This window comes from Gemmata obscuriglobus, from assembly GCF_008065095.1.
GTDB lineage: Bacteria > Planctomycetota > Planctomycetia > Gemmatales > Gemmataceae > Gemmata > Gemmata obscuriglobus.
Genome location: NZ_CP042911.1, coordinates 6871136 through 6892674, shown reverse-complemented (window position 1 = coordinate 6892674; position 21539 = coordinate 6871136). Strand labels below are relative to the sequence as shown.

Annotated in this window: 13 protein-coding genes, 1 tRNA gene and 1 pseudogene; 10 read left to right on the top strand and 5 right to left on the bottom strand. The window is 67.9% G+C overall.

Going from position 1 to position 21539, the window contains the following annotated elements; all coding sequences use genetic code 11:
- The first annotated feature begins 58 nt into the window (after positions 1–58).
- The 8 genes and pseudogenes from GobsT_RS28550 (at position 59) to GobsT_RS28515 (ending at position 6928) form a co-directional block, all read left to right on the top strand.
- A complete protein-coding gene (locus GobsT_RS28550) occupies positions 59–415 on the top strand; it encodes a hypothetical protein (protein WP_148087905.1) in 357 nt (118 codons plus the stop codon).
- On the top strand, positions 391–666 hold the full coding sequence (locus GobsT_RS28545) for a hypothetical protein (RefSeq protein WP_010041928.1): 276 nt from the start codon (positions 391–393) through the stop codon (positions 664–666). Before GobsT_RS28550 ends, GobsT_RS28545 begins: the two co-directional genes overlap by 25 nt.
- A 58-nt stretch (positions 667–724) precedes the next feature.
- Complete coding sequence (locus GobsT_RS28540; protein ID WP_010041931.1) at positions 725–1426, top strand: zinc ribbon domain-containing protein; 702 nt, start codon at positions 725–727, stop codon at positions 1424–1426.
- Positions 1427–1535: 109 nt separating this feature from the next.
- Positions 1536–1727, top strand: coding sequence for a DUF4177 domain-containing protein (locus GobsT_RS28535; RefSeq protein ID WP_010041933.1), 192 nt, complete (start codon positions 1536–1538; stop codon positions 1725–1727).
- Between the two features lie 386 nt (positions 1728–2113).
- A complete protein-coding gene (locus tag GobsT_RS28530; protein WP_232068500.1) occupies positions 2114–2620 on the top strand; it encodes an MCP four helix bundle domain-containing protein in 507 nt (168 codons plus the stop codon).
- A pseudogene (locus tag GobsT_RS28525) lies at positions 2590–3971 on the top strand (methyl-accepting chemotaxis protein); the annotation flags it as partial. The gene GobsT_RS28530 and the pseudogene GobsT_RS28525, both read left to right, overlap by 31 nt.
- A gap of 520 nt (positions 3972–4491) precedes the next feature.
- Positions 4492–6504, top strand: a complete 2013-nt coding sequence (locus tag GobsT_RS28520; protein ID WP_010041939.1) for a methyl-accepting chemotaxis protein — start codon at positions 4492–4494, stop codon at positions 6502–6504.
- Between the two features lie 64 nt (positions 6505–6568).
- Positions 6569–6928: a hypothetical protein gene (locus tag GobsT_RS28515; RefSeq protein ID WP_029600978.1), complete on the top strand. Its 360-nt coding sequence runs from the start codon at positions 6569–6571 to the stop codon at positions 6926–6928.
- A gap of 197 nt (positions 6929–7125) precedes the next feature.
- Here GobsT_RS28515 and GobsT_RS28510 read toward each other — a convergent pair whose 3' ends face one another.
- Positions 7126–8121: an IS701 family transposase gene (locus GobsT_RS28510; RefSeq protein WP_010033997.1), complete on the bottom strand. Its 996-nt coding sequence runs from the start codon at positions 8119–8121 to the stop codon at positions 7126–7128.
- A gap of 312 nt (positions 8122–8433) precedes the next feature.
- Here GobsT_RS28510 and GobsT_RS28505 point away from each other — a divergent pair, with 312 nt between their 5' ends.
- Entirely contained in the window at positions 8434–10740 is a 2307-nt protein-coding gene (locus GobsT_RS28505; protein WP_010041943.1) for a methyl-accepting chemotaxis protein, read from the top strand.
- 845 nt (positions 10741–11585) lie between these two features.
- On the opposite strand, the gene GobsT_RS28500 is transcribed toward GobsT_RS28505, so the two are convergent.
- Positions 11586–11659 (bottom strand) — tRNA-Arg (locus GobsT_RS28500).
- 832 nt (positions 11660–12491) lie between these two features.
- On the opposite strand from GobsT_RS28500, the gene GobsT_RS28495 reads away from it, so the two are divergent.
- Positions 12492–14417 (top strand): redoxin domain-containing protein, encoded by a 1926-nt coding sequence (locus GobsT_RS28495; protein ID WP_010041949.1) that lies wholly within the window; start codon positions 12492–12494, stop codon positions 14415–14417.
- A gap of 97 nt (positions 14418–14514) precedes the next feature.
- Here the strand turns inward: GobsT_RS28495 and GobsT_RS28490 are convergent, their stop codons facing one another.
- From GobsT_RS28490 to GobsT_RS28480, 3 genes are all read right to left on the bottom strand, one after another.
- Positions 14515–17607: a DUF4114 domain-containing protein gene (locus GobsT_RS28490; RefSeq protein WP_162542124.1), complete on the bottom strand. Its 3093-nt coding sequence runs from the start codon at positions 17605–17607 to the stop codon at positions 14515–14517.
- Between the two features lie 620 nt (positions 17608–18227).
- Complete coding sequence (locus tag GobsT_RS28485; protein ID WP_010041957.1) at positions 18228–20615, bottom strand: chemotaxis protein CheA; 2388 nt, start codon at positions 20613–20615, stop codon at positions 18228–18230.
- Positions 20616–20670: 55 nt separating this feature from the next.
- Positions 20671–21534, bottom strand: a complete 864-nt coding sequence (locus GobsT_RS28480; RefSeq protein WP_010041960.1) for a CheR family methyltransferase — start codon at positions 21532–21534, stop codon at positions 20671–20673.
- Positions 21535–21539 lie beyond the last annotated feature (5 nt).

Sequence of the window (21539 nt, the reverse complement as noted above, 5' to 3'; positions counted from 1 at the left end):
CTCGCGTTTCGGGGCGCCGGGCTCCTGTTACAATGTTTCGAGGGCGGCCGTGGCAAAGGTGCCCCGTCGATCCGTGCAAGAGGTAATCGATCAAGCGATCGGCGAAGGTCGGCGGTGGGAACGGCTGTGTTACGCGCTGGTTCTCTTCTTCATCGCATTGGGGTCCATCGTTCTCATCGTCGGGGTGGTGCGCGAGTCCGGTCTGCTGGCACTCGACGGGAGCTTGTTCACCGGGCTGTTCTGGCCGGCCCTGCGCTACGCGGACGGCGTTCGTCGCGACCTGATACGAACGCGCATGTACGAAATGGCGCTGGCGAAAGCGAAAACTCCGGCCGAGATGCTCGAGATGCTCCGCGAGGTCGCGGGGGCCGGGAACGAGGAGAAACCACAATGGGCGTATTCGGGCGCCGTGTGACCCCCGAGTCACTCGCCGCGGAACTGCTCCGCGGATTGGAGAGCGGCGACGTGGTGCTGTCTCCAGATGTACGGGCCTCGGCGAGCGGGCCACACGCGAGCGCAGAAGCCCAACTCGCTCATCTGTGCGCCGAACTGCGAACGCTGGTCGAGCAGGCTACCGAATCGCTGAACACGCCGGGGCAGGCCGCCTCCCTCGCGCACCTCAAGCGCGAGATCGACCAAGTCGCGCGGCGGCTCGGCGCGGCGTAACCCTCCGACACAAGCTCGTTGCCCGCCCGGCCATACAATGCCCCTAAAGGGGATTCGCATGTCGTCCGTTACTTCCGCGCTACGTGAGTGCCACCGGCTCCGCGTTCACCTTCGCAACCTCCAGGCCGAGATCGACCGCGGGCCGCGCGTCCTCAAGGGCTACCAGGACGACCTCGACGCCGCGCGCCAGGCCCACAAGGACCACCACGACGGCATCACCAAGCTGAAGCTCAAGCAGCGCGAGGACGAGGGGGCGCTCAAACAGACCGAGGCCCGGCTCACCAAAATCGAGGAGCAACTGCCCGGGCTGACGGTCCAGAAGGAGTACACCGCGAAGCAGCACGAGATCGAGATGGCCCGCACCAAGAAGGGCGAACTCGAAGACGCGATCCTCGCGACCATCACCGAACTCGAAGAGAAGACCGCCGCGGTCCCCGCCGTCGAGCAGGCCTGGGCACAGGCTCAGGCCGACTTCAAGCAGCTCCAGCTCGAGGCCGCGGAGCGGATCGCAGGGATGAAGGCGGACCAGATCGCGTGTACCGCAGAGCTGGCAAAGATCGAAGCAACGCTCCCCCCGAACGTCAAAAAGACCTACGACTCGATCGTCAAGGTGAAGGGGGCGGACGCATTCGCCGCGGCCAAGGCCCGCGTGTGCCAGGGGTGCCGGCTCAGCATCACCGAGGGACAGTTCCTGGAACTCACCCAGGGCACGTTCCGGACCTGCGGGAGCTGCGGTAAGATGCTGTACCCGGTCGAGTAATCACACTCGGTGTCTGGTGTCACATGCGTTGCATTTCGCCCGTCCGGGCCGCGGCCCGGTGGGACGCACGGCTTCAAACACCCGATACCGAACGCCGAACATCAGTCCTATGAAGTGGCAGTACACGACCGCCCAGTTCATCACCAGCGGGCTGGGCGACGAGTCCGGCGCGGGCGACCTCGAAACCGCCCTCAACCAGCTCGGCGCCGACGGGTGGGAACTGGTTTCCACGACCCTGTACCACAACCTTGAAGCGCAACAGGACGTGATCCTGCTCGTGTTCAAGCGCCCCGCCGTATAGCCGCGTCGGCCCCCAGCACCGACTCACTTTAATCGCCGGCCCGCTTCGTCACGCCGCACCAACTGTCAAGCCGATAAGCTAGCGGGGTAGTGAGCCGGTCCCGTCCTCGTTTTAATCACGCATCGCAGGTTGCCGTTACAATTTTCAATCCATGACACATTTACACCCATAACACTTGCACTCTCTTTCATTCAACTTTTGACTTCGATAGCACATTTCGAAGAAGCCTCACGATACTGTAAGGAAACGCCCTGACACAGGGAAACGTTGTCACCCGCGCGCCGAGCGGCGAGCGGGTCCGGCTCGCCGTATCAATCGCACTCGACCCAAGCCTCCCCGTTCGCACATAGGAGTTGTCCGTGAAGTGGTTCCAGAACCTCGGCACGATGACGAAGCTCATCAGCGGCTTCGCCGCGCTGGCCCTGCTGACGGCGATCGTGAGTGTGACGGCGACCTCCGCGATGAAGGAGATGGCAGGGAACACCGAGTTGCTGTACGAGAAGCACCTCAAGGGGCTGCACGCCGCAGACGAGTTGAGCACCCAGGTCGCGCTGGCCGGGCGCGGGGTGCGCATGACCCTCCTCGCCAAGCGCCCCGAGGACCGCCGCGAGAAGGCCGCCCAGACGCGTCAGTACCTGCGTGACGTGCAGACCCAGGCCGGCCAACTGGACCAGTACTTCGTGACGCCCGAGGCCAAGCAGAAGCTGGCCGAAACCCGGGACCATCTTCCGGAGTGGGTCACCCGCCTCGGGCAGGCGAACGATTTGGCCGAGGCGGGTAAGATCGACGAGGCGCTCGCGGTACTGGAAACCAGTATCAGCGGGGCCGGCAAGCTGGTCGCCGCCATGCAGGTCAAAACGTCGAAACGTACCGGTCCGCGCGCCAAACGATGATGACGCTGACGATCGTCGGCTGTATCGGCGGGGTGGCCTTGGGCTTGATGATCGCGCGCATGATCACCCTGCCGCTGAACCGCTGTGTCGAGGTGCTGGAACGCACCGCGAAGGGCGACCTGTCCCAGCGGGCCGAGATCGATACCCGGGACGAACTCGGGCGCCTGGCGGCCGCACTGAACACGGCCACCGAGTCGATCCGGGCCGCCAAGGAGGCCGAACGCGAGCAGGCCGAGCGGGACAGGGAGCGAGCCGATCGGGAGGCCGCGGCCGAGCGGGAGCGGATGGAGCGGGAGGCCGCGGTGGAGCGGGAGCGGCAGGAGCGGGAGGCGGTCGCGGCGGCCGATTTGCGGCGCAAGGCGAGCACCATCCAGGACACCATCCGGGCGCTGGCGGCGGGCGACTTCACCGCCACGGTGCCGGACCTGGGGACCGACGACATGGGGCAGATGGGGCGGTCGCTGAACGAGGCGGTGCTCAGCGTGCGGACGGCGATGGAGGGCGTGCGCGAGGTGTCCGAGCAGTTGGCCGACGCGAGCGGCCAGTTGTCCAGCGCCAGCGAGGAGATCTCGTCCGGTGCCCAGGAGCAGGCCAGCAGCCTGGAGGAGACGGCCAGTTCGCTGCAGGAGATCACCGCCACAGTGAAGCAGAGCGCGGACAACGCCCAGCAGGCCCGGCAGTTGGCCAGCGGGTCCAAGGAGGTGGCCGAGCGGGGCGGCGCCGTGGTGAGCGGCGCTGTCGAGGCCATGAGCGAGATCAACGCGTCCAGCAAGAAGATCGCCGACATCATCACCACCATCGACGAGATCGCATTCCAGACCAACCTGCTCGCCCTGAACGCGGCGGTGGAAGCGGCCCGTGCGGGTGAGCAGGGGCGCGGGTTTGCGGTGGTGGCCACCGAGGTGCGGAACCTGGCCCAGCGGAGCGCGACGGCGGCGAAGGAGATCAAGGGGCTGATCAACGACAGCGTGAAGAAGGTGGAGGCGGGCACCGAACTCGTCAACAAGTCGGGCGACACCCTCGCCGAGATCGTGACCAGCGTGAAGCGGGTCACCGACATCGTGACCGAGATGGCCGCCGCCAGCCGCGAGCAGTCGAGCGGAACGCGTCGCAGACCGAGGAGATGAGTGCCACCGCGCAGGCGCTGACCGACCAGGCCGGGCAGCTCCGCGACCTCGTCGCCCGGTTCAAACTGGGCGGCGGCTCGGGCGGTGCGGTGCGGCCGACGAAGCGGGCGGCGGGGCCGAAGCCGCGGCCGGCGGTGGCCAAGGCACTCAAGCGGAGCGCCACCGGCAGCGGCGGCGGGCACGAACTGGACGCCATGGGCGGCGACGGGTTCAGCGACTTCTGAACGCGAGTGCCCCACGAGCCGAGCCGGCCGATCGAACGAGAAGCGCCCCGAGAGCGGTTCTCGTTCCCACCGAGCACACCACGTACGCGCGCCGCCGCCCGACATGTCAGGGAAATGAAACCCCGATCCAATTGGGGGCCTGAAGCTCGCCGAGAGCACTCGGCTACAAAGCGCTTCCCCCCTTCCGAGCGGTACGACCAGCCGCGCCTGATCGCTGCGGCGCGATCGCTCGAACAGACGGCACCTCAGTTTCAGCCAAGACGGCTCCGGTGGTGAGCCGGCCCTGCTTTCGTTTAATCACGTAACGGATGCGCCCGCCATGTTTTTTAATCCAGAGCACATTTATACCCTAATCAATTATATATTCTTGCATTCGATTTATTCTCCGAGATGACACATTTCAAAAAATATGCCACGATACTGTAAGGGAATGCCTGACGTGTGGCGATGTTGCCGCCTCCCCCGGCATTCGCGAGGGGAAGGGAATTGTGTGCCACACAATTGGCAGGAGAAATAACCCATGATCGACTCAATGCTCGCGGCACTGTCGAAGATGCGCCTGGGGCCGCGCCTGGTGGGCGGGTTCCTGGTCATCGCCGGGGCCTGTGCCTTCCTGGCTTACCAATCCATGGAGGCACTCGGCGGGGTCCGCGAGTGCCAGGTTAACGCCAACACCAATCTGGTCCCCTCGGCCCTGTCGCTGGGCAAAATGGGTATCAGCCTCGTGACGGTCCAGCGGGCCGAGCGGAGCGCCATCCTGTTCGGCAAGTGCGGCGACGAGGCGAATCTGAGCACGGCCAGGGCATCGTGCGAGCAGGGGCGGCGGGTGGCCGACGACGAGGCCAAGGCGTACACCGCCCTGCCGATGACGGACAAGGAGGCGGTCCTGTGGAAGGCTTTCGAGTCGAAGTTCGCCGAGTGGAAGCGGCTCAGCGACGAGATCTGTGCGCTGATCGACCGCCGCGAGTTCGATAAGGCCGAGAAGGCGCTGTCCCGCGAAAACCCGGTCATGCGCGAGATGAACGCCGCACTGGTGGCGGTGCTGGACGGGCAGCAGGCGATCAGCAAGGAGGAGAACGCCAAGGCCAACGAGGTGTTCGACCAGGGCCGGCGGACCATGTGGGCGGTGAGCATCGGGGCGGTGCTGGCCGCGGTCGGGCTGGGGCTGCTGCTGACCGCGTCGGTGGTGCGCCCGCTCACCGCGACCATATCCGTGCTCGAGGGCGTGACGAGGGGGGACCTGAGCCGCAAGGTGGAAGTGAAGTCGGAGGACGAGATGGCACAACTGGGGACCGCGCTGAACGTGGCCATCGACGGCCTGACCGCGGCCAAGGAGGCCGAGCGGGCGGCAGTGGTGCGGGACAAGGAGCGAGCCGATCGGGAGGCCGCGGCCGAGCGGGAGCGGATGGAGCGGGAGGCCGCGGTGGAGCGGGAGCGGCAGGAGCGGGAGGCGGTCGCGGCGGCCGATTTGCGGCGCAAGGCGAGCACCATCCAGGACACCATCCGGGCGCTGGCGGCGGGCGACTTCACCGCCACGGTGCCGGACCTGGGGACCGACGACATGGGGCAGATGGGGCGGTCGCTGAACGAGGCGGTGCTCAGCGTGCGGACGGCGATGGAGGGCGTGCGCGAGGTGTCCGAGCAGTTGGCCGACGCGAGCGGCCAGTTGTCCAGCGCCAGCGAGGAGATCTCGTCCGGTGCCCAGGAGCAGGCCAGCAGCCTGGAGGAGACGGCCAGTTCGCTGCAGGAGATCACCGCCACAGTGAAGCAGAGCGCGGACAACGCCCAGCAGGCCCGGCAGTTGGCCAGCGGGTCCAAGGAGGTGGCCGAGCGGGGCGGCGCCGTGGTGAGCGGCGCTGTCGAGGCCATGAGCGAGATCAACGCGTCCAGCAAGAAGATCGCCGACATCATCACCACCATCGACGAGATCGCATTCCAGACCAACCTGCTCGCCCTGAACGCGGCGGTGGAAGCGGCCCGTGCGGGTGAGCAGGGGCGCGGGTTTGCGGTGGTGGCCACCGAGGTGCGGAACCTGGCCCAGCGGAGCGCGACGGCGGCGAAGGAGATCAAGGGGCTGATCAACGACAGCGTGAAGAAGGTGGAGGCGGGCACCGAACTCGTCAACAAGTCGGGCGACACCCTCGCCGAGATCGTGACCAGCGTGAAGCGGGTCACCGACATCGTGACCGAGATGGCCGCCGCCAGCCGCGAGCAGTCGAGCGGCATCGAGCAGGTGAACAAGGCGGTGTCGCAGATGGACACCGTCACCCAGCGGAACGCGAGCCAGACGGAGGAGATGAGCGCCACCGCCCAGACCCTGACCGACCAGGCCGGGCAGCTCCGCGACCTTGTCGCCCGGTTCAAGCTGGGCAGTGACGGGCACGCCCGGGCGGCGCGGCCGGCGAAGCGGGCGGCGGGGCCGAAGCCGCGGCCGGCGGTGGCCAAGGCGCTCAAGCGGAGCACCAACGGCAACGGGGGCGGCGGCGGGCACGAGCTGGACGCCATGGGCGGCGACGGGTTCAGCGACTTCTGAACGCGAGCGGCGCCGGAGTTCGGCGCCGCGGTCCCTTGTCACCCACCAATCAGGGCGTGCTCACATGTCAGAACCCACTCGGGCCGTGTTCGTGCTCAGCGGGCGGGTGGAGGTGCACGAACTGCGGGCCGTCCTCTCCCGCGCCCTCCGCACCCTCTGCGTCGACCCGCACGTGCCGGTATACGTGAACTGCGGCGGCGTCGTATCGCTCACCGGTGAGGCCCTGCTGGTGCTGGCGTGGGCGTGCTGGCAGTGTGATGCCGCCGGGGTCGCGCTGCGCCTGGTCGATTTCCCCGGCCAAATCATGGCCACGGTCACCGACCGCTTGGCCGAAACGGTCACGAGGCGCAGGGCGGCCACCCCGACCGAATGCCGGCCGCCGTCCCCTCGCCCGCGGTGGGATGCGGCGTACTCGCTCAACTGATCGGCCAGGGCGGGCGCCGCCGATACCACGCACCGCTCGTTGCGGCCCCGAGGCGCAGCACCCCGACCCGGGGCGCCGGCGTGGTATCGACCACCTGTCACGTCCGGCCAAGTCACAGATCAGGTAAAAAGGGCGCGCCGCAACCTCCAGCCGGCTCGCGCTAAGCGTCATCGTCAACCGGCACAATTCACTAGGACTTACGTAGTTGACTTTTGGGTAAGTAGGTATGTAGGTGCGGCGAGGTAGGTTCGCACCGCTTCGCGCACGATGGCCGTCTTGGCCGCGAACCAACTGACGCCGGACTTGAGCCGGTGCCACTCGAGCCGCAGGAACGCGCGGATCGCGAGCCCGATGTGGACCGCTTGGGCCCGGCTCATGCGCACCTGGCACCGGTCCACGTGGCAATGCTGCTTGAGGCCCCGGTGATACTCCTCGATGCCCCACGCGTGCCCGGCCAGAACCGCACGAGTGGCCTCGTCCATGTCGAGGTCGTTGGTGATCCAATGCTCCGTGCCCCCATCACCGGTGGCGATCCGGAACGCCTTCACCAATCCGAACCCCTCCAGGTGCACCACCGTACCGGCGGCCCCGATCGGGCACCCCTCGATGGCCCGATTGCCCGTGCGATCCGGGTTCACCCGCCGGTTGCTCCGCACCCGGGTCAGGAAGTGCCACCCCAGGGCCCGCACCGCCTTCAGGTTGTCCTTGCCCGAGTACCAGGTGTCGAACAGTACCACCCGGGGCGACAGGTCCCGTCCCTTGGCGACCGCCAGCATGGCTCGGAAGTGGTCGTTCTTGGTCTCGGCTCGGGCCGGGTCGGCGAGCCGGTAATCACACGGTACCAGGGCGGCCCCGTCGGTCCACAGCAGGGTCACCAGCCCGATCCCGCTCACCACCCGGCGGTGCCGCCCGGACCAGCACCGGCGCACCAGCCCCATGTGCCGGGCGAACGGCTTGTCCAGCACCGAGTCGTCGAGCACCACGGCACCGCCCGGGCGGACCGACGACCGGGCTTCGTCCCACAACGCCGCTGGGTCCGGTTCCAGCCGGTGCAGCAGTCGGGTGAACGCATCATGCGCGGGCGCCGTCGGATGGTCCGGTTGGGCTCGCGCGGCTTCCGCGGCCGACGCCACCTTGGGGGTGGCGATCAGGAATTGGATGTAGTCCTCGGCGCTCGCACGTGGTGCGTTCATGGCCCGATCATAGACCAACAACACACCATGCGCAAATCCTGCGCCAGCGCAACTGCGTAAGTCCTATTCACATCTCGTAGCAATTCTGATCCGCAGCCGATCCACGACACCGTTCCGCGTCCGGATACCCCCTCTGTGTCCCGATGGGTAATGGAGGACGTTCAGGTCAGGTGACGGGCAAACTTATGGGCTGATGGTTCGATAAGGTCGATAGGGGCCTCCCCGTGGCCATTGCCGGCAACGAGCCCCACATCACGTTTGCAACTCGTCAAGCCTGATCTCTCCCACGTCTCCGCTCGAGGTTCTACTCCGATGAGCTGGTTTCGCAACCGCACCTTAATGACCAAATTGCTATTGGGGTTCGCCATCGTCTGCGTACTCGTCGCGGCCAGCGGCGGGATCGCGTACCGCGGCCTCGCGAGTTCCCGCGAGGGGATGCGCGTGCTGTACGCGGACTACACGGTCGCCGGCACCGACCTGGCCAAATCGGCGGTCAACCTGGCTCGCTTTCGCAACAACGTGGTCGCCGCCACCGGCGCGAGGGACGAGGCCCGACTGAACCAGGCGCTTGCGCCCCAGCCCTCGATCCGCGAGGCGGTCACGAGCGGCCTCGACGCCTACGCCGCAACCGTGTTGCGCGTGTCCCGGAGCGGGCGGGATGAGCGGAAGGACTTGGAGAAGGTGCGCGCCGCCGTACGCGAGTACTTCGCAGCCGCCGAGGAAACGATCCATGCGACTCGTGCGCTTGTCCGGGCGGGCACCGACGCCGAGCGTGCCGAGTGCCGCCGCGAGGTGGACCGGAGGGTGCAGCAAGCCGGGCTAAAATTCGACGCGGTCACAGCGAGCATCGACGAACTGGTCAAGACGGTGACCGAGGTGGCCAGCGACGTCAACAGCACGGGCAACGACAGCGCCCAAGCGGCCCAGAGCACACTGGTCGGGGGCACCGTGGGCGCGGCGGCGCTGAGCATGCTCATCGGGCTGGGGCTGGCGCGCATGATCACCGGACCGCTCGGCCGCACGGTCGAGACGCTCGAGTCGGTCGCACGCGGGGACTTGGGCGTCGCGGTAGAGGTGGCGTCGGGCGACGAGGTGGGGAGGCTGGGAGCGGCCGTGAACGCCACCGTCGGGGGCATCCGCACGGCCCTGGGGCAGACCCGCGTGGACTGGCCCCAGATTGGCAAGCAGCGGGAGCGGAACGACGACTACGTGGGGCAACTGCTCGCGGTCAGTCGGGTGCAGGCGGTGATCGAGTTCGGCCTCGACGGCACGGTCCTGACGGCCAACGAGAACTTCCTGAGTACGATGGGCTACCGGCTGGACGAGATCCGCGGGCAGCACCACCGAATGTTCGTCGCCCCGAGCCACGCGACGGCCCCCGAGTACCGGGAGTTCTGGGCGAAGCTGGGCCGTGGGGAGTTCGTCAGCAACGACTTCAAGCGGGTTCGCAAGGGGGGCAAGGAGGTGTGGCTCCGGGCGGCGTACAACCCGATCCTCGATTCCGTCACAGGCAAGCCGTACAAGGTGGTGGAGTTCGCCTCCGATGTGACCGCCGAGAAGTCGATGGAAGAGTGCGCGCGAAGCGAGTCGATCGAACTGCAGCGCAAGGTGGGCGAAATCCGGACCTGTGTGACGGCGCTAGCGGCGGGCGATTTCACGGTCTCGATCCCGGACCTGGGTAGCGACGATGTGGGCCAAATGTCGGCCGAGCTGAACCAGGCGGTGCGCAGCATGCGGGCCGCGCTGGAGGGGGTGCGCGAGGTGGCCGAGCAGTTGGCCGACGCGAGCAGCCAGTTGTCCAGTGCCAGCGAGGAGATCTCGTCCGGAGCCCAGGAGCAGGCCAGCAGCCTGGAGGAGACGGCCAGTTCGCTGCAGGAGATCACCGCCACAGTGAAGCAGAGCGCGGACAACGCCCAGCAGGCCCGGCAGTTGGCCAGCGGGTCCAAGGAGGTGGCCGAGCGGGGCGGCGCCGTGGTGAGCGGCGCCGTCGAGGCCATGAGCGAGATCAACGCGTCCAGCAAGAAGATCGCCGACATCATCACCACCATCGACGAGATCGCATTCCAGACCAACCTGCTCGCCCTGAACGCGGCGGTGGAGGCGGCCCGTGCGGGTGAGCAGGGGCGCGGGTTCGCCGTCGTCGCCACCGAGGTGCGGAACCTGGCCCAGCGGAGCGCGACGGCGGCGAAGGAGATCAAGGGGCTGATCAACGACAGCGTGAAGAAGGTGGAGGCGGGCACCGAACTCGTCAACAAGTCGGGCGACACCCTCGCCGAGATCGTGACCAGCGTGAAGCGGGTCACCGACATCGTCACCGAGATGGCAGCGGCCAGCAAGGAGCAGTCGAGCGGCATCGAGCAGGTGAACAAGGCGGTCAGCCAGATGGACAGCGTGACTCAGCGGAACGCGTCGCAGACGGAGGAGATGAGCGCCACCGCGCAGGCGCTGACCGACCAGGCCGGGCAGCTCCGCGACCTCGTCAGCCGGTTCAAGCTGCGGCACGGGAACGCGGCTCCGGCGGTGCGGGCGGCGGGGCCGAAGCCGCGGCCGGCGGTGGCCAAGGCGCTCAAGCGGAGCACCAACGGGAACGGGGGCGGGGACGGGTTCAGTGCGTTCTGAACGCAAGCGGGGCCAGAGTTCGGTGCCGCTGTCTTTTGCTCCCGACACATCGGAGCGCGCTTGCATGTCGGAACCTACTCGGGCCGTGCTCGTGCTCAGCGGGCGTGTGGAGGCGCCCGAGCTACAGGCCGTCCTCTCCCGCGCCCTCCGTGCCGACCCGAACGGGCCAGTACACGTGAACTGTACGGGAGGGCGTGTCGCTCACCGGCGACGCCCTGCTGATGCTGGCCAAATCATGGCCACGGTCACCGACCGCTTGGCCGAAACGGTCACGAGGCGCAGGGCGGCCACCCCGGCCGAATGCCGGCCGCCGTCCCCTCGCCCGAGGTGGGATGCGGCGTACTCGCTCAACTGATCGGCCAGGGCGGGCGCCGCCGATACCACGCACCGCTCGTTGCGGCACCCGGGGGCGCAACACCCAACCCGCGCGGGCGCCAGTCACGTTCGAGCGGCCCACACACCACTCAACCGGTGGGCATCAACGCCTCTGGCTGACTCGCACCTTGTGTCCGGCCGTGTCGATCGACACCGCGGTTTTGCTTACGATTTGCTTCAGGCACACGGTCATGCGCGGGCTCTCGGTGCGTATTCTTCCGCTCACGAAATTCTAGTAGGCGGACCAGCCGGAGCATGCGCCTTTGGCCCGATCGCCGCTGTACGGAGTGACGCGTTCATAGCCAGTGGATGCAAAGAAATTGAGATCCGGAATTAGTTTCTTGGTGGGCACGATGATTGGCATCCGTGCCGGGTTCAGGTAGTTCTACCTGAATGACTCGGAAGGATACGCCGCACTCCGACCCAGAGGGGCAGACCGCAAGGGCTTACCAGCGATAGGTATCTGTCAGTACACCCGAGAGGATTTGAACCTCTAACCCTCGGTTCCGAAGACCGATGCTCTATCCAGTTGAGCTACGGATGCAAATCACTTCTCTTACTTTAGCCTACATCCCACGGCTGTCTTGTCAACTCTCGCGTTTGGTACCCGATTTTATAACAGCCGCTCGCGGGTAATTGCAACGTCCGAGTTCGCGTACACGATAACCGTTTTCAAGGACGGCTGACTCAAAGGTGATTCTACCGCGCCAGGGGTCTGCAGCAAGCCGAACAAAAACGGCGGCCCGATTTCCCACCAGCGCTATTCAAAGTTTCACAGCGGTGAAGCGAGGAGGTTGATCGCCTCGTGTAATCGAGGGGGCAAACATCGTGTGGCTCGCGCGTGGTTGTCGGCTTCGACGTGTGCGAGCAGATGAGTGCCCACGTTGCGTAGCGCGGCGAACGCCTGCGGTGGGGAACCGCGGCGCCCCTGGCACGCATCCACGCCCCACGTCATGTTAAGAAAGTTGTATAGGCGATTTTTGATCTGCCATGTCGCGGGAACTCCAGGAGCAAGGCGAAGTCGCTACCGTAATCGTCGGCGAGTTGGACGACAACACGGGCGAACGTCGCCCCAAAGAGAATGCCGACGACCAGCAGAGCGAGGATGGGAGCAAAAAGAAAGGACCGGCCCTTGTTGTTCTCGTGGATCGGGAACGGCGGCGAACGCACCCAACAGGCATTTGGGATGCATCGAAGCAACTCCCAATGCCCGATGCGCCAATTGCGACGGCGGAGCACCGGAATAGCATATGCCCCATTTCACCAAGATGAAACTTACGGTGGTGACCTGTTGCGCCGCGTAATGTAACGGCCCCTCGCCCGGCGGGTTAGAATAGCGTGCGGCGCTCCTGCGCCTGACCTTCTCGGAGATTCCGATGCGGAAGTGGTTACTCGTTCCGGTCGTGCTCGCGCTTGCGCCGCTCGTGGCGCCCGCGGCCGACGTGCCCGCGAAGCCCACGTTCAGCGAACACATCGCCCCGCTCGTGTTCCAGAACTGCACGGGCTGCCACCGCCCCGGACAGGTCGCGCCCTTCTCGCTGCTCAACTACAAAGACACGCAGAAGCACGCGAAGACCATGCTCCGGACGATGGAAGACCGGTACATGCCGCCGTGGCAGCCCGAAAAGGGGCACGGCGAGTTCCGCGACGCGCGCCGGCTGTCCGACGACCAGATCAAATTGTTTGCGAACTGGGTCAATGACGGCGCGCCCGAGGGTGACCCGAGTAAGACCCCCGCGCTGCCCAAGTTTCCCGAGGGCTGGCAGCTCGGCAAGCCCGACCTCGTGGTGAAGATGGACCGGCCGTTCGTCGTGCCCGCCGAGGGGGCGGACATCTACCAGAACTTCGTACTGCCGCTCGACCTCTCGGAAGACAAGTGGGTCACCGCGGTCGAGTTTCGGGCCACCGCGCCGGTCGTACTGCACCACATCCTTTACTTCACCGACGACAGCGGGCGGGCGCAGCAGCTCGCACCGAAGACCGGTCAGCCCGGGTTCCCGGGGATGACGTTCCGCCCCACCGGTTCGCTCGGCGGGTGGGCCGTCGGCGGCATCCCGGCGCACCTCCCGGACGGGCTCGCGCTGCCGCTTAAGAAGGGCTCGGACCTCGTGCTGCAAACGCACTTCCACCTCTCCGGCAAGAAGGAGGAGGAGGTGATCGAGGTCGGGCTGTACTTCGCCTCTAAGGCTCCCCAACGGACCCTCGTGGGGCTCCAACTGCCGCCGGTGTTCGGGCTGTTCTCGGGGATCGACATTCCTGCTGGGAAGGCGGATTTCAAGGTCACGGACTCGTTCACGCTGCCGGTGGACGTGGACTTGGTCGGGGTGGGTAGCCACGCCCACTACATCGGCAAGACGATGAAGGCCACCGCCAAGCTCCCGAACGGCGAGACGAAGAGCCTGTACTCCATCCGCGATTGGGACTTCAACTGGCAGGGCACCTACTTCTACAAGGACTACGTGCGGTTGCCGAAGGGCACCGTGGTTACCGCGGAACTCACCTGGGACAACTCGGCCAACAACCCGCGGAACCCGAGCACCCCGCCGGTGCGGGTGCGGTGGGGCGAGGCGTCCTACGACGAGATGGGGGCGATCACGTTCCGCACGCTCGCGGCCAACGAGGACGAGACGGGCACGCTCCGCAACGCGCTCCTCGCGCACACCCGCCAGACGGTGCTCAAGGCCAAGCTTGGCGGGATGGACATTGAGGGCGAGCTGAAGCGCGTCGGCATCGATCCCGCGGTTCTCGGGCGCGGACTCGGCGCGCCCAAGAAGGACGCCGCGCCCGTGAAGCCGCCGCTGAGCCTCCGCGACATTGATGGCAAGTCACACACGCCCCTTACTGTCGGTGACGCTAAAGCTAATGTGTTCCTCTTTACCACGACGGACTGCCCGATCGCGAACGGCTACTCGCCCGAGATCGCGGCCATCGCGAAGGACTTTGCCGCCCGCGGTGTGCAGTTTTATGCGGTCCAGGTTGATGCGGGACTGACCGTCGAGGACGCGCGTCGGCACGCAAAGGAGTTCGGTCTCACGGTGCCGGTGCTCATCGACACGAAGCACGAACTGGTTGCTGCGACGGGGGCGACCCGGACGCCCGAAGCGGTGGTGCTGCTGCCCGACGGGACGGTCGCGTACCGCGGGCGCATCAACGATCTCTATGCCGGCCTTGGTAAGAAACGCCCGGCCCCGAAAACGCACGACCTGCGTGACGCGCTGACCGCGGTTCTCGACGGAAAGCCGGTGCTGAACGCCCGCACCGAAGCCGTCGGCTGCTCGATCCCCGACCTCCCAAAGCGCTGAGCGGCGCGTCGGGCTCGGCTACCGTTCGGAGAGGCGTGCGGGCCGGGAGGCATCCGTCTCCCGGCCCGCACGCGTTCGTGCGCTCACCCGCACGCCGTTACGGGACGGTCACGGTGAACTGGTACGTCACCGTTGCGCCGTCCGGGTCCGTCGCGGTCGCGGTGACCGTTGCGGTGCCCGAGCCGACGAAGTTGAGCGTCATGTTGTTGTTGGTCACCGTCGCCGTTACCACGCCCGTGTCCGAGCTGACCGCGCTGTACGTGAGCGGGTTCGTGACCACGGAGATGTCGGTGAACCGCACCAGATCGTTGGCGGTGGCGTTCGGTAGCGAGTTGACCGCCCCGTTCTGCACCGGCACGCTCCCGAAGGCGCCGTTGGCGGCCGAGAAGTCCTTCTGCGTCAGCGCCGCGATCGCGTCGAGCGTCGCCTGCCCGTTGCCGACCACCTGGCCGAACACCGTGAACCCTTGATCGTCCAGGGCCGCTCCGCCGTTCGAGTTGTCCCCCGTGTTGAAGTAGAACTGGTTGGTGCCGCTGCTGACGTTGCCGCCGCGCTTGGCCAGCGCGAGCGTGCCCGTGCTGTTGGGCAGCCACGGCTCGTTGGTTACGCCCGCCGCCACGCTCCCGCCGCCCACGTAAGTCCCAGGGTTCGTGGCGAGCGCGTACGTGAAGGTCGTCGGGTCGATCACGCTGGTGACGGTGTAGATCGTGCCCCCGTCGTTGAACCCGGTGCCGGTGCCGGTGCTCAGTGCCCCGTTGATCGAGACCACCTGCCCCACGCTCAGGTTGTGTGCGGTGCCGGTGGTGATGGTGGCGACCCCGGCGGCCCAGGTCGCGTTGGTGATGTCGAGCAGCCCGCCGACGACGGCAAAGTTCGCGCCGGTGCTGGTCCCGGTGTTGCCGGTACCGACCGGGTCCGCGGCCAGCGTATACCGGAACGTGGTCGCGTCCACCACGGCCACCGTGTACGTGCCGTTGTACCCGGTGATGTTCACCCCCGCGACGGTCACCGTCTGCCCGTCCTTCAGGTTGTGAGCGGTGGCGGTGGTGACGGTGGCAACCCCGGCGGCCCACGTCGCGTTGGTGATGGTGGCGGTCGTCGGTGGGCGGAACTCGAACCCGCCGCCCTGGACAACTGCCGGCGACGAATCTGTGCGGTGGATGAACGAACTGTCGTAGGCGTTCGCGTTCGCGTAGGCCAGGAAGTTCGCCACGTGGGTCGGGGTGGCCCCGTTGAACAACTGCACCGTAATGACCGGGTTACCGGGCAGGTTAGTGGTGATCCGCGCGTACTGGTTGGTGTCCGCGTCGGTGAAGAACGTGTTCAGGTCGAGCGTCTGGTTGCCACCGACCGTGCCGGCGACCGGGGTCGCGGTCGGGTTGAGGGCCAGCGGCGCCTGGTTGAGGGTGATTGTGGCCGCCGCGCTGGCGGTGTTACCCGCCCCGTCGGTGACGCGCACGCGGTACCCGTTCGGCCCCACATTGAGCGCGTCGGTCCCGGTAAGGTTGAACGTGTACGTCCCGTTGGGGTCGGCGGTGGTCGAGGTGATCTGCGTGCGCACCGGGGCGCCGGTCGGACTCGCCGCCGGGGTCTGCCGCTCGAGCACCACGGTCGCCCCGGCCCGGGTCGTCCCGCGGAGCGTGACGGTCTGCGTTTCCGTGCGGAAATCGCCCTGGAAGCCGGTGTCAGTCGCCGCGTCCAACAGCAGGTTTGTGGTCACCGACCGGGCCAGCGTGAACGTGAGCGTCGTCGGGGCCGACGTGTTGCCCTGCGCGTCGGTCGCCCGCACCTGCACCGCGTAGGTCCCGTCCGGCAGGGCGACGCCGCCGTTGAGCGTCTGGAACAGCGTCGCGCTGATCGTGTACGTGCCGTTGGCGAGGGCCGACGTGATGTTGGTAAACGCCCCGGTGGTGCCGAGCCGGGCCTCCAGGGTCGCGACCCCGTCGGTATCGGTGGCGCTCCCGGTCACGCCCAGCGTGGCGGTCACGCCGTCGGTTGCCGTAGCCGGTCGGGTCGGGTCGGCTGTGTCGGTTGTCAGCGCCGCGGTGACCGTCGGGGCGGCCGCTTCGGGCGGGGGCGGCGGCGGGGGCGGGGGCGGGCTTGCCGGCGGGGGCGGGCTGGCCGGCGGGACGGGGAGGCTGAACGGGGTGCCGTACACGAACGACACGACCGCGTCGTTGAAGTCCTGGTCCCCGCCGTTGAGCCCGTCCTCGAAGTGCAGGGTGTTCGGGCTCTGCCGGACGTGGACCGTGCTGTCCGGGTTGGCGTTCGATTGCGAGAAGAACATCACCGGCAGGTTGAAACCGGTGTGGTTGGTCGGGTTCACCTGGAGGAACTGCTCGGCGGTGATCCCGCGGATCATGTAGAAGCCGTAGTTGCCGCTGGCGGGCAGGTTGGCGCCGGCTACGGCGCCTGCGCCGGTGAGCGGCGAGAACAGCACCGTGCGCTTCGCGCTCCGGGCCACCGCCGCAGCGTACCCCGCGTCGCCCGGACGCACCCCGTCCACCGTGCCGATCGCGTCGTCGAACTGGTACACCCCGATCTCGCCGGTTCCGGGGTCGCGGCGGTTCAGCCGGAACGCGGTCGGGGTCACCTGCCCGGTGCCGCCCGGAACCAGGTTCTGGGTCAGCGGTTGCACCTTGATTACGGCGTCGTTGAAGTCGCGGTCCCCGCCGCGCAGCCCGTCCTCGAACCGCACGACAGCCTGGTTACCCTGGTACGAGGCTTGGGCGTGGTCCGTCAGGTCGGGGCCGCCGAAGAACGAGAAGAACACGACCGGGCCGTTGATCGCGAGGTTGGCCGGGTTGAACGCCCGCGCCGTGGCGAGGGTGCTGTTCTGCACCATGTAAAAGCCGAGTACGGTGCCGGCGGCAAAGCTCTCGGAGTTCCGCGCACCTTTGGTTTGTCCGCGGGTGAACACGGGAGTAACGTTCGCCAGTACCGTCGCCGCGTAGTTCGGGTCGAGTGGTGACACCCCGTCGACCGTGCCGTTCGCGTCGTCGACCTCGTACACACCGATTTCGCTGAAGAACGCCGAGTCCCGTCCGACCCAACTGAAGTCGAGCGCGGTGGTCGAGCCCTCAACGCCCGGCACGACGTAGAACGCGGCCGGGTTGTCTCGCTGTTCGAGCACCTCGCACCCGAGCCGCGCGGTGCGCGGCTGGCGTGAGGGCAGACGGTCGAGGTCCATGAGAACATCCTTGTAACGGCGTCCGAAAATGCGATGCAACATGGTGCCGTCTCGTGGTGCTGCGTTTGGGTGTGTTTGTCGGGCCGCTCACGCCGTGCGATTGAGGGAAATCGGCAAGTTGCGCAAGCTGAGGTGCAAGTTATTACACATAATCGTGTTGGTCGAGTCCTTCGGCCGCTTAACACGGTCTTTTCACGCTGCCGCGGTAGCCACGCTTTCTCTGCTTGGGTAAGTCGAGACGCGAAACTCTGATTGTGCCGGTTGTGCGGGCCGGCTACCGCTCCGCTTGCGGTATTGGGTGTGAACGCTCGCGGCTCATGAGGCCGTTGGGTGCGGCGTGGGGAGGTAAGGGAACGGGCTCGGACTGGCGGTCATGTACGGGGCGGTCAACGGGGTGAAGAGGGGAACCTGGGGCCAGTACCACGTTCACCGTTCGACCCCCGACCGTGGCCGTGCTGGCCGCCGGCCGTCGCGGGTGATGCAAGGCGCTCGACGAGGTGCTGAGATGGTCTTCTTTGCGGAGTACACGGGCCGCCGCTCCTCCAAGCCGCCTGGGGGGCGGTATGGAGGAGCGTGCGGCTCGCGGCGGGCCGAGTTTGCCCGTCTCTGAGTGCAGGTGCTCAGTGACCGACCGCTTCCAACGAGCTGAGCGCAGACGTCAGAGCCCGGGTGTGGTGCCCGGGGCCGTCACGGTCATCGAGCGCGAGGCGGTACAGCCCCATCGGGTCGAGGATCAGAACGACGCCCCCGTCGCCCATGATTGTCGCCCCGCCCACCCCTTCGAGGTGCCCCAGCAGCGGCGGGACCGGCTTCAGCACGATTTCCTGCTGCCCGCGGAACGAGTCCACCGCGACCCCGAACCGCGCCCCCGCCACGTTCAGTACCACGACCGGCACGCGGTCCCGGGGGCCGGCGGCTTCGGGCGCGTCGAGGCCGATCAGGGCCGCGAGCGACTTCACCGGCGTAACCGCGCCGCGCAACGACACCGCCCGGACGCCGCGGAGCTGCCGGAACCCGTCCGGCTCGACCTTCAGCGTTTCCTGAACCGCATCGATCGGAACGCCGAACAGCGTTCCGCCGGACTCGACCAGCACCACGGTCGTGACCGCGAGGGTCAGCGGCAGCGTGAGCCGGACGCGCGTGCCCGCGCCGGGTTGCGAATGCACCGTGACCGCGCCGCCCAGGGCCGCGATGTTGCTCTTCACCACGTCCATGCCGACGCCCCGCCCGGACAGGTCGCTGACCACCGCGGCCGTACTCAGCCCCGGGGCGAAGATCAGTTGCAGCGCCTGCTCGCGCGACAGGGCCGCGGCCTGGTCCGCCGTGAGCACGCCCATCGCGACGGCTTTCGCCTTCACGCGCTCGGGGTCGATCCCGCCGCCGTCGTCCTGCACGTCGATGACGATGGCGTTCCCCTCGCGGCCCGCGCGGAGGGTGACCGTGCCCGCGACCGGTTTGCCCGCCGCGGCGCGGCGGTCGGGCGCCTCGATCCCGTGGTCGGCCGCGTTCCTGACGAGGTGAACCAGCGGGTCGCTGAGCGCTTCGGCCACCTGCTTATCGAGTTCGGTGTCTTCGCCCTCGAGCCTCAACTCGATCTGCTTCGCGAGGCTTTTGGCCACGTCGCGGACGAGGCGCGGGAACCGCTGAAAGATCGTCCCGACGGGCACCATGCGCATCGCCATCGCGTTGTTCTGCACGTCGCCGACGATCCGGCACACCTTGTCGATCGCGTCCTTCAGAACGGCGCGCGCCGCCCGGTCGGTTTGGAAGCACCGGTGCGCGTGGACGAGCGCGTTGCGTGCGATCACCAGTTCGCCCGCGAGGTTCACGTACTCGTCCAGCTTGCGCTGGTCGACGCGCATGGTTTTGGCGGCGGGCGCGGCCTTGTTGGCCCCGGCCGCCGGATCGGGGGGCGCGGCCTTCGGCACCAAGTTCGCCGCGGGCGGCGGTGCCGCCGCGGGTTGCTGTTGCGGTGGGGGGGCTACCAAAACCGGTTCCGGTTCGTCTGGTTCGAACGCCGCGACCAGCCGTTCGCGGGCCGCGGACAGGTGGTCGAGGAGCGCCAGCAGTTCGCCCGCGGGCTCGGCCGGGAGCGCCGCGGCCGCCGCGCGGACCCGCGCGAGGCCCTCCCGCGAGCCGTTGGCTGCGGCCTTCAGCTCTTCCGCGAGCGCGTCCAGTGGCGCGCCGGGGGCCGGCTCCGTGGCGCCCCTGGCGCTCTGTGCGTCGAGCGCGGCGGCGAACGCATTCATGTCCCGTGCCACCTCGCCCGCGGGGGTGAGGGCCGCGACCATCGCCTTGAGGTGGTCGACCCCTTGCAGCACCAGCTCGGCCGCGGGCGCGTCCAGCGCCGCGCCCCCGCTGCGGGCCAGTTCCAGAACGTTTTCCAGCTTGTGGCTCAGCGCGCGGATCTGCGCCAGCCCGAGGTAGTCGGCGGTGCCCTTGATGCTGTGAACGGCGCGGAACAGGCGGCGCACCGCGTCCGCCGGGTCGGTCCCCGTTTCCAGATCGAGGAGCGCGGCTTCGGCCTCGCTCAGGCTCTCGAGTGCCTCTGCCGTGAACTGCGCGAGCGCGTCCGCGGCGACCGGCCCGCCCGGGTTCGGCCACCCTGCGCTCGTAACCGCCGGCCGCGGCGCGGGCGCGCGCGCCCGCGCGTCCTGAAGTGCCGCGAGCGCGCGGTCCCGGTCTTCCGGGGCGCCCGCGAGCGCGTCGGACGCCGTCAGCAGCGCTTCGGCCAGCCCGGGGTCGCAACCGACGCGGGCGTCGCGCACGTCGCCCGTGACCGACGCGAGCAGGGCCGCGAGGCGGGCGGCGGACGGGGCGTCGCCCGCGAGCGCGTCTGCGAGCCACCGCGCGTCCCCCGCGGCAGCGGCGGCGGCGCCCGGGTCGGTCCCGTCTTCGAGGCGCAGGACGTTGCGCGCCAGCGCCCCGACCCGCTCGGCGAACCCGCTCACGGGTTCCACCGGGTCCGCCAGCGGGAGGAGTTCGTTGCCGTCGGGTACCGGGGTCATGAGCGGATCGCCTTTCGCCTGATGCTCTGGTGCGTGACGCGCGGCCCGGGCCGCGTCAGGTGGGGGCCGCCGCGAGCCGGTGCCCGCCGGGCTTGCGGTACGCCACCCCGCCGGGGCCGAACTGCACCGGCTCGAACGCCCGCGAGATCCGGCCCACCGATTCCGAGTGGCCGAGGAACACGAACCCGCCCGGCCGCAGGGCGTCGTGGAACGACGCCAGCACCCGCTTCCGGGAGGCGTCGTCGAAGTAAATGAGCGCGTTCCGGCAGAAGATAAAATCGAACCCGCGCTGCCGGCTCATGCGGTCGTCGTCCACGAGGTTCACCCGCTCGAACGCGACCATCCGGCGGATCGGGTCCGCGACCCGGTACCCGCCGCGCGTCGGGACGAAGTACCTGCCGAGGTAGGACGGGTCCACGTCCTTCACGTTCCGCTCGCCGTACACCGCGGCGCGGGCGGTCGCGAGCACCTTGGTGTCGATGTCGGTGCCCACCAGTTTGACATCCCACCGGGAGAAGTCGTCCAGGCACGCGGCCAGAATGATGGCCAGCGTGTACGGCTCGTCGCCGGTCGAGCAGCACGCGCTCCAGACGTTCAGGCTGTGGTCGCGGGCGGCGCGCTTGGCGTCCGCGACCCGCGGCAGCACCTCGTTGGCGAAGAACTCGAGCTGCGGGTAGTCGCGGAAGAAGTACGTCTCGTTGGTGGTCACCTCGTCCACCAGCTCCTGGAACTCGCGCCCGTCGGGGTCGCTGTACCGGAGCAGGTGGTAGTAGTCGCGCGGGCCGCTGCACCGGGCGGCCCGCACCCGGCGCGACACGCGGGGCGCCAGGAACAAGCGCTTTTTGTCCTCGAACATCAGCCCGGTGCGGGCGTAGATCAGGTCGCGGATCAGGGCGAACTCTTCCGGCGGAAGGTCCATTGATT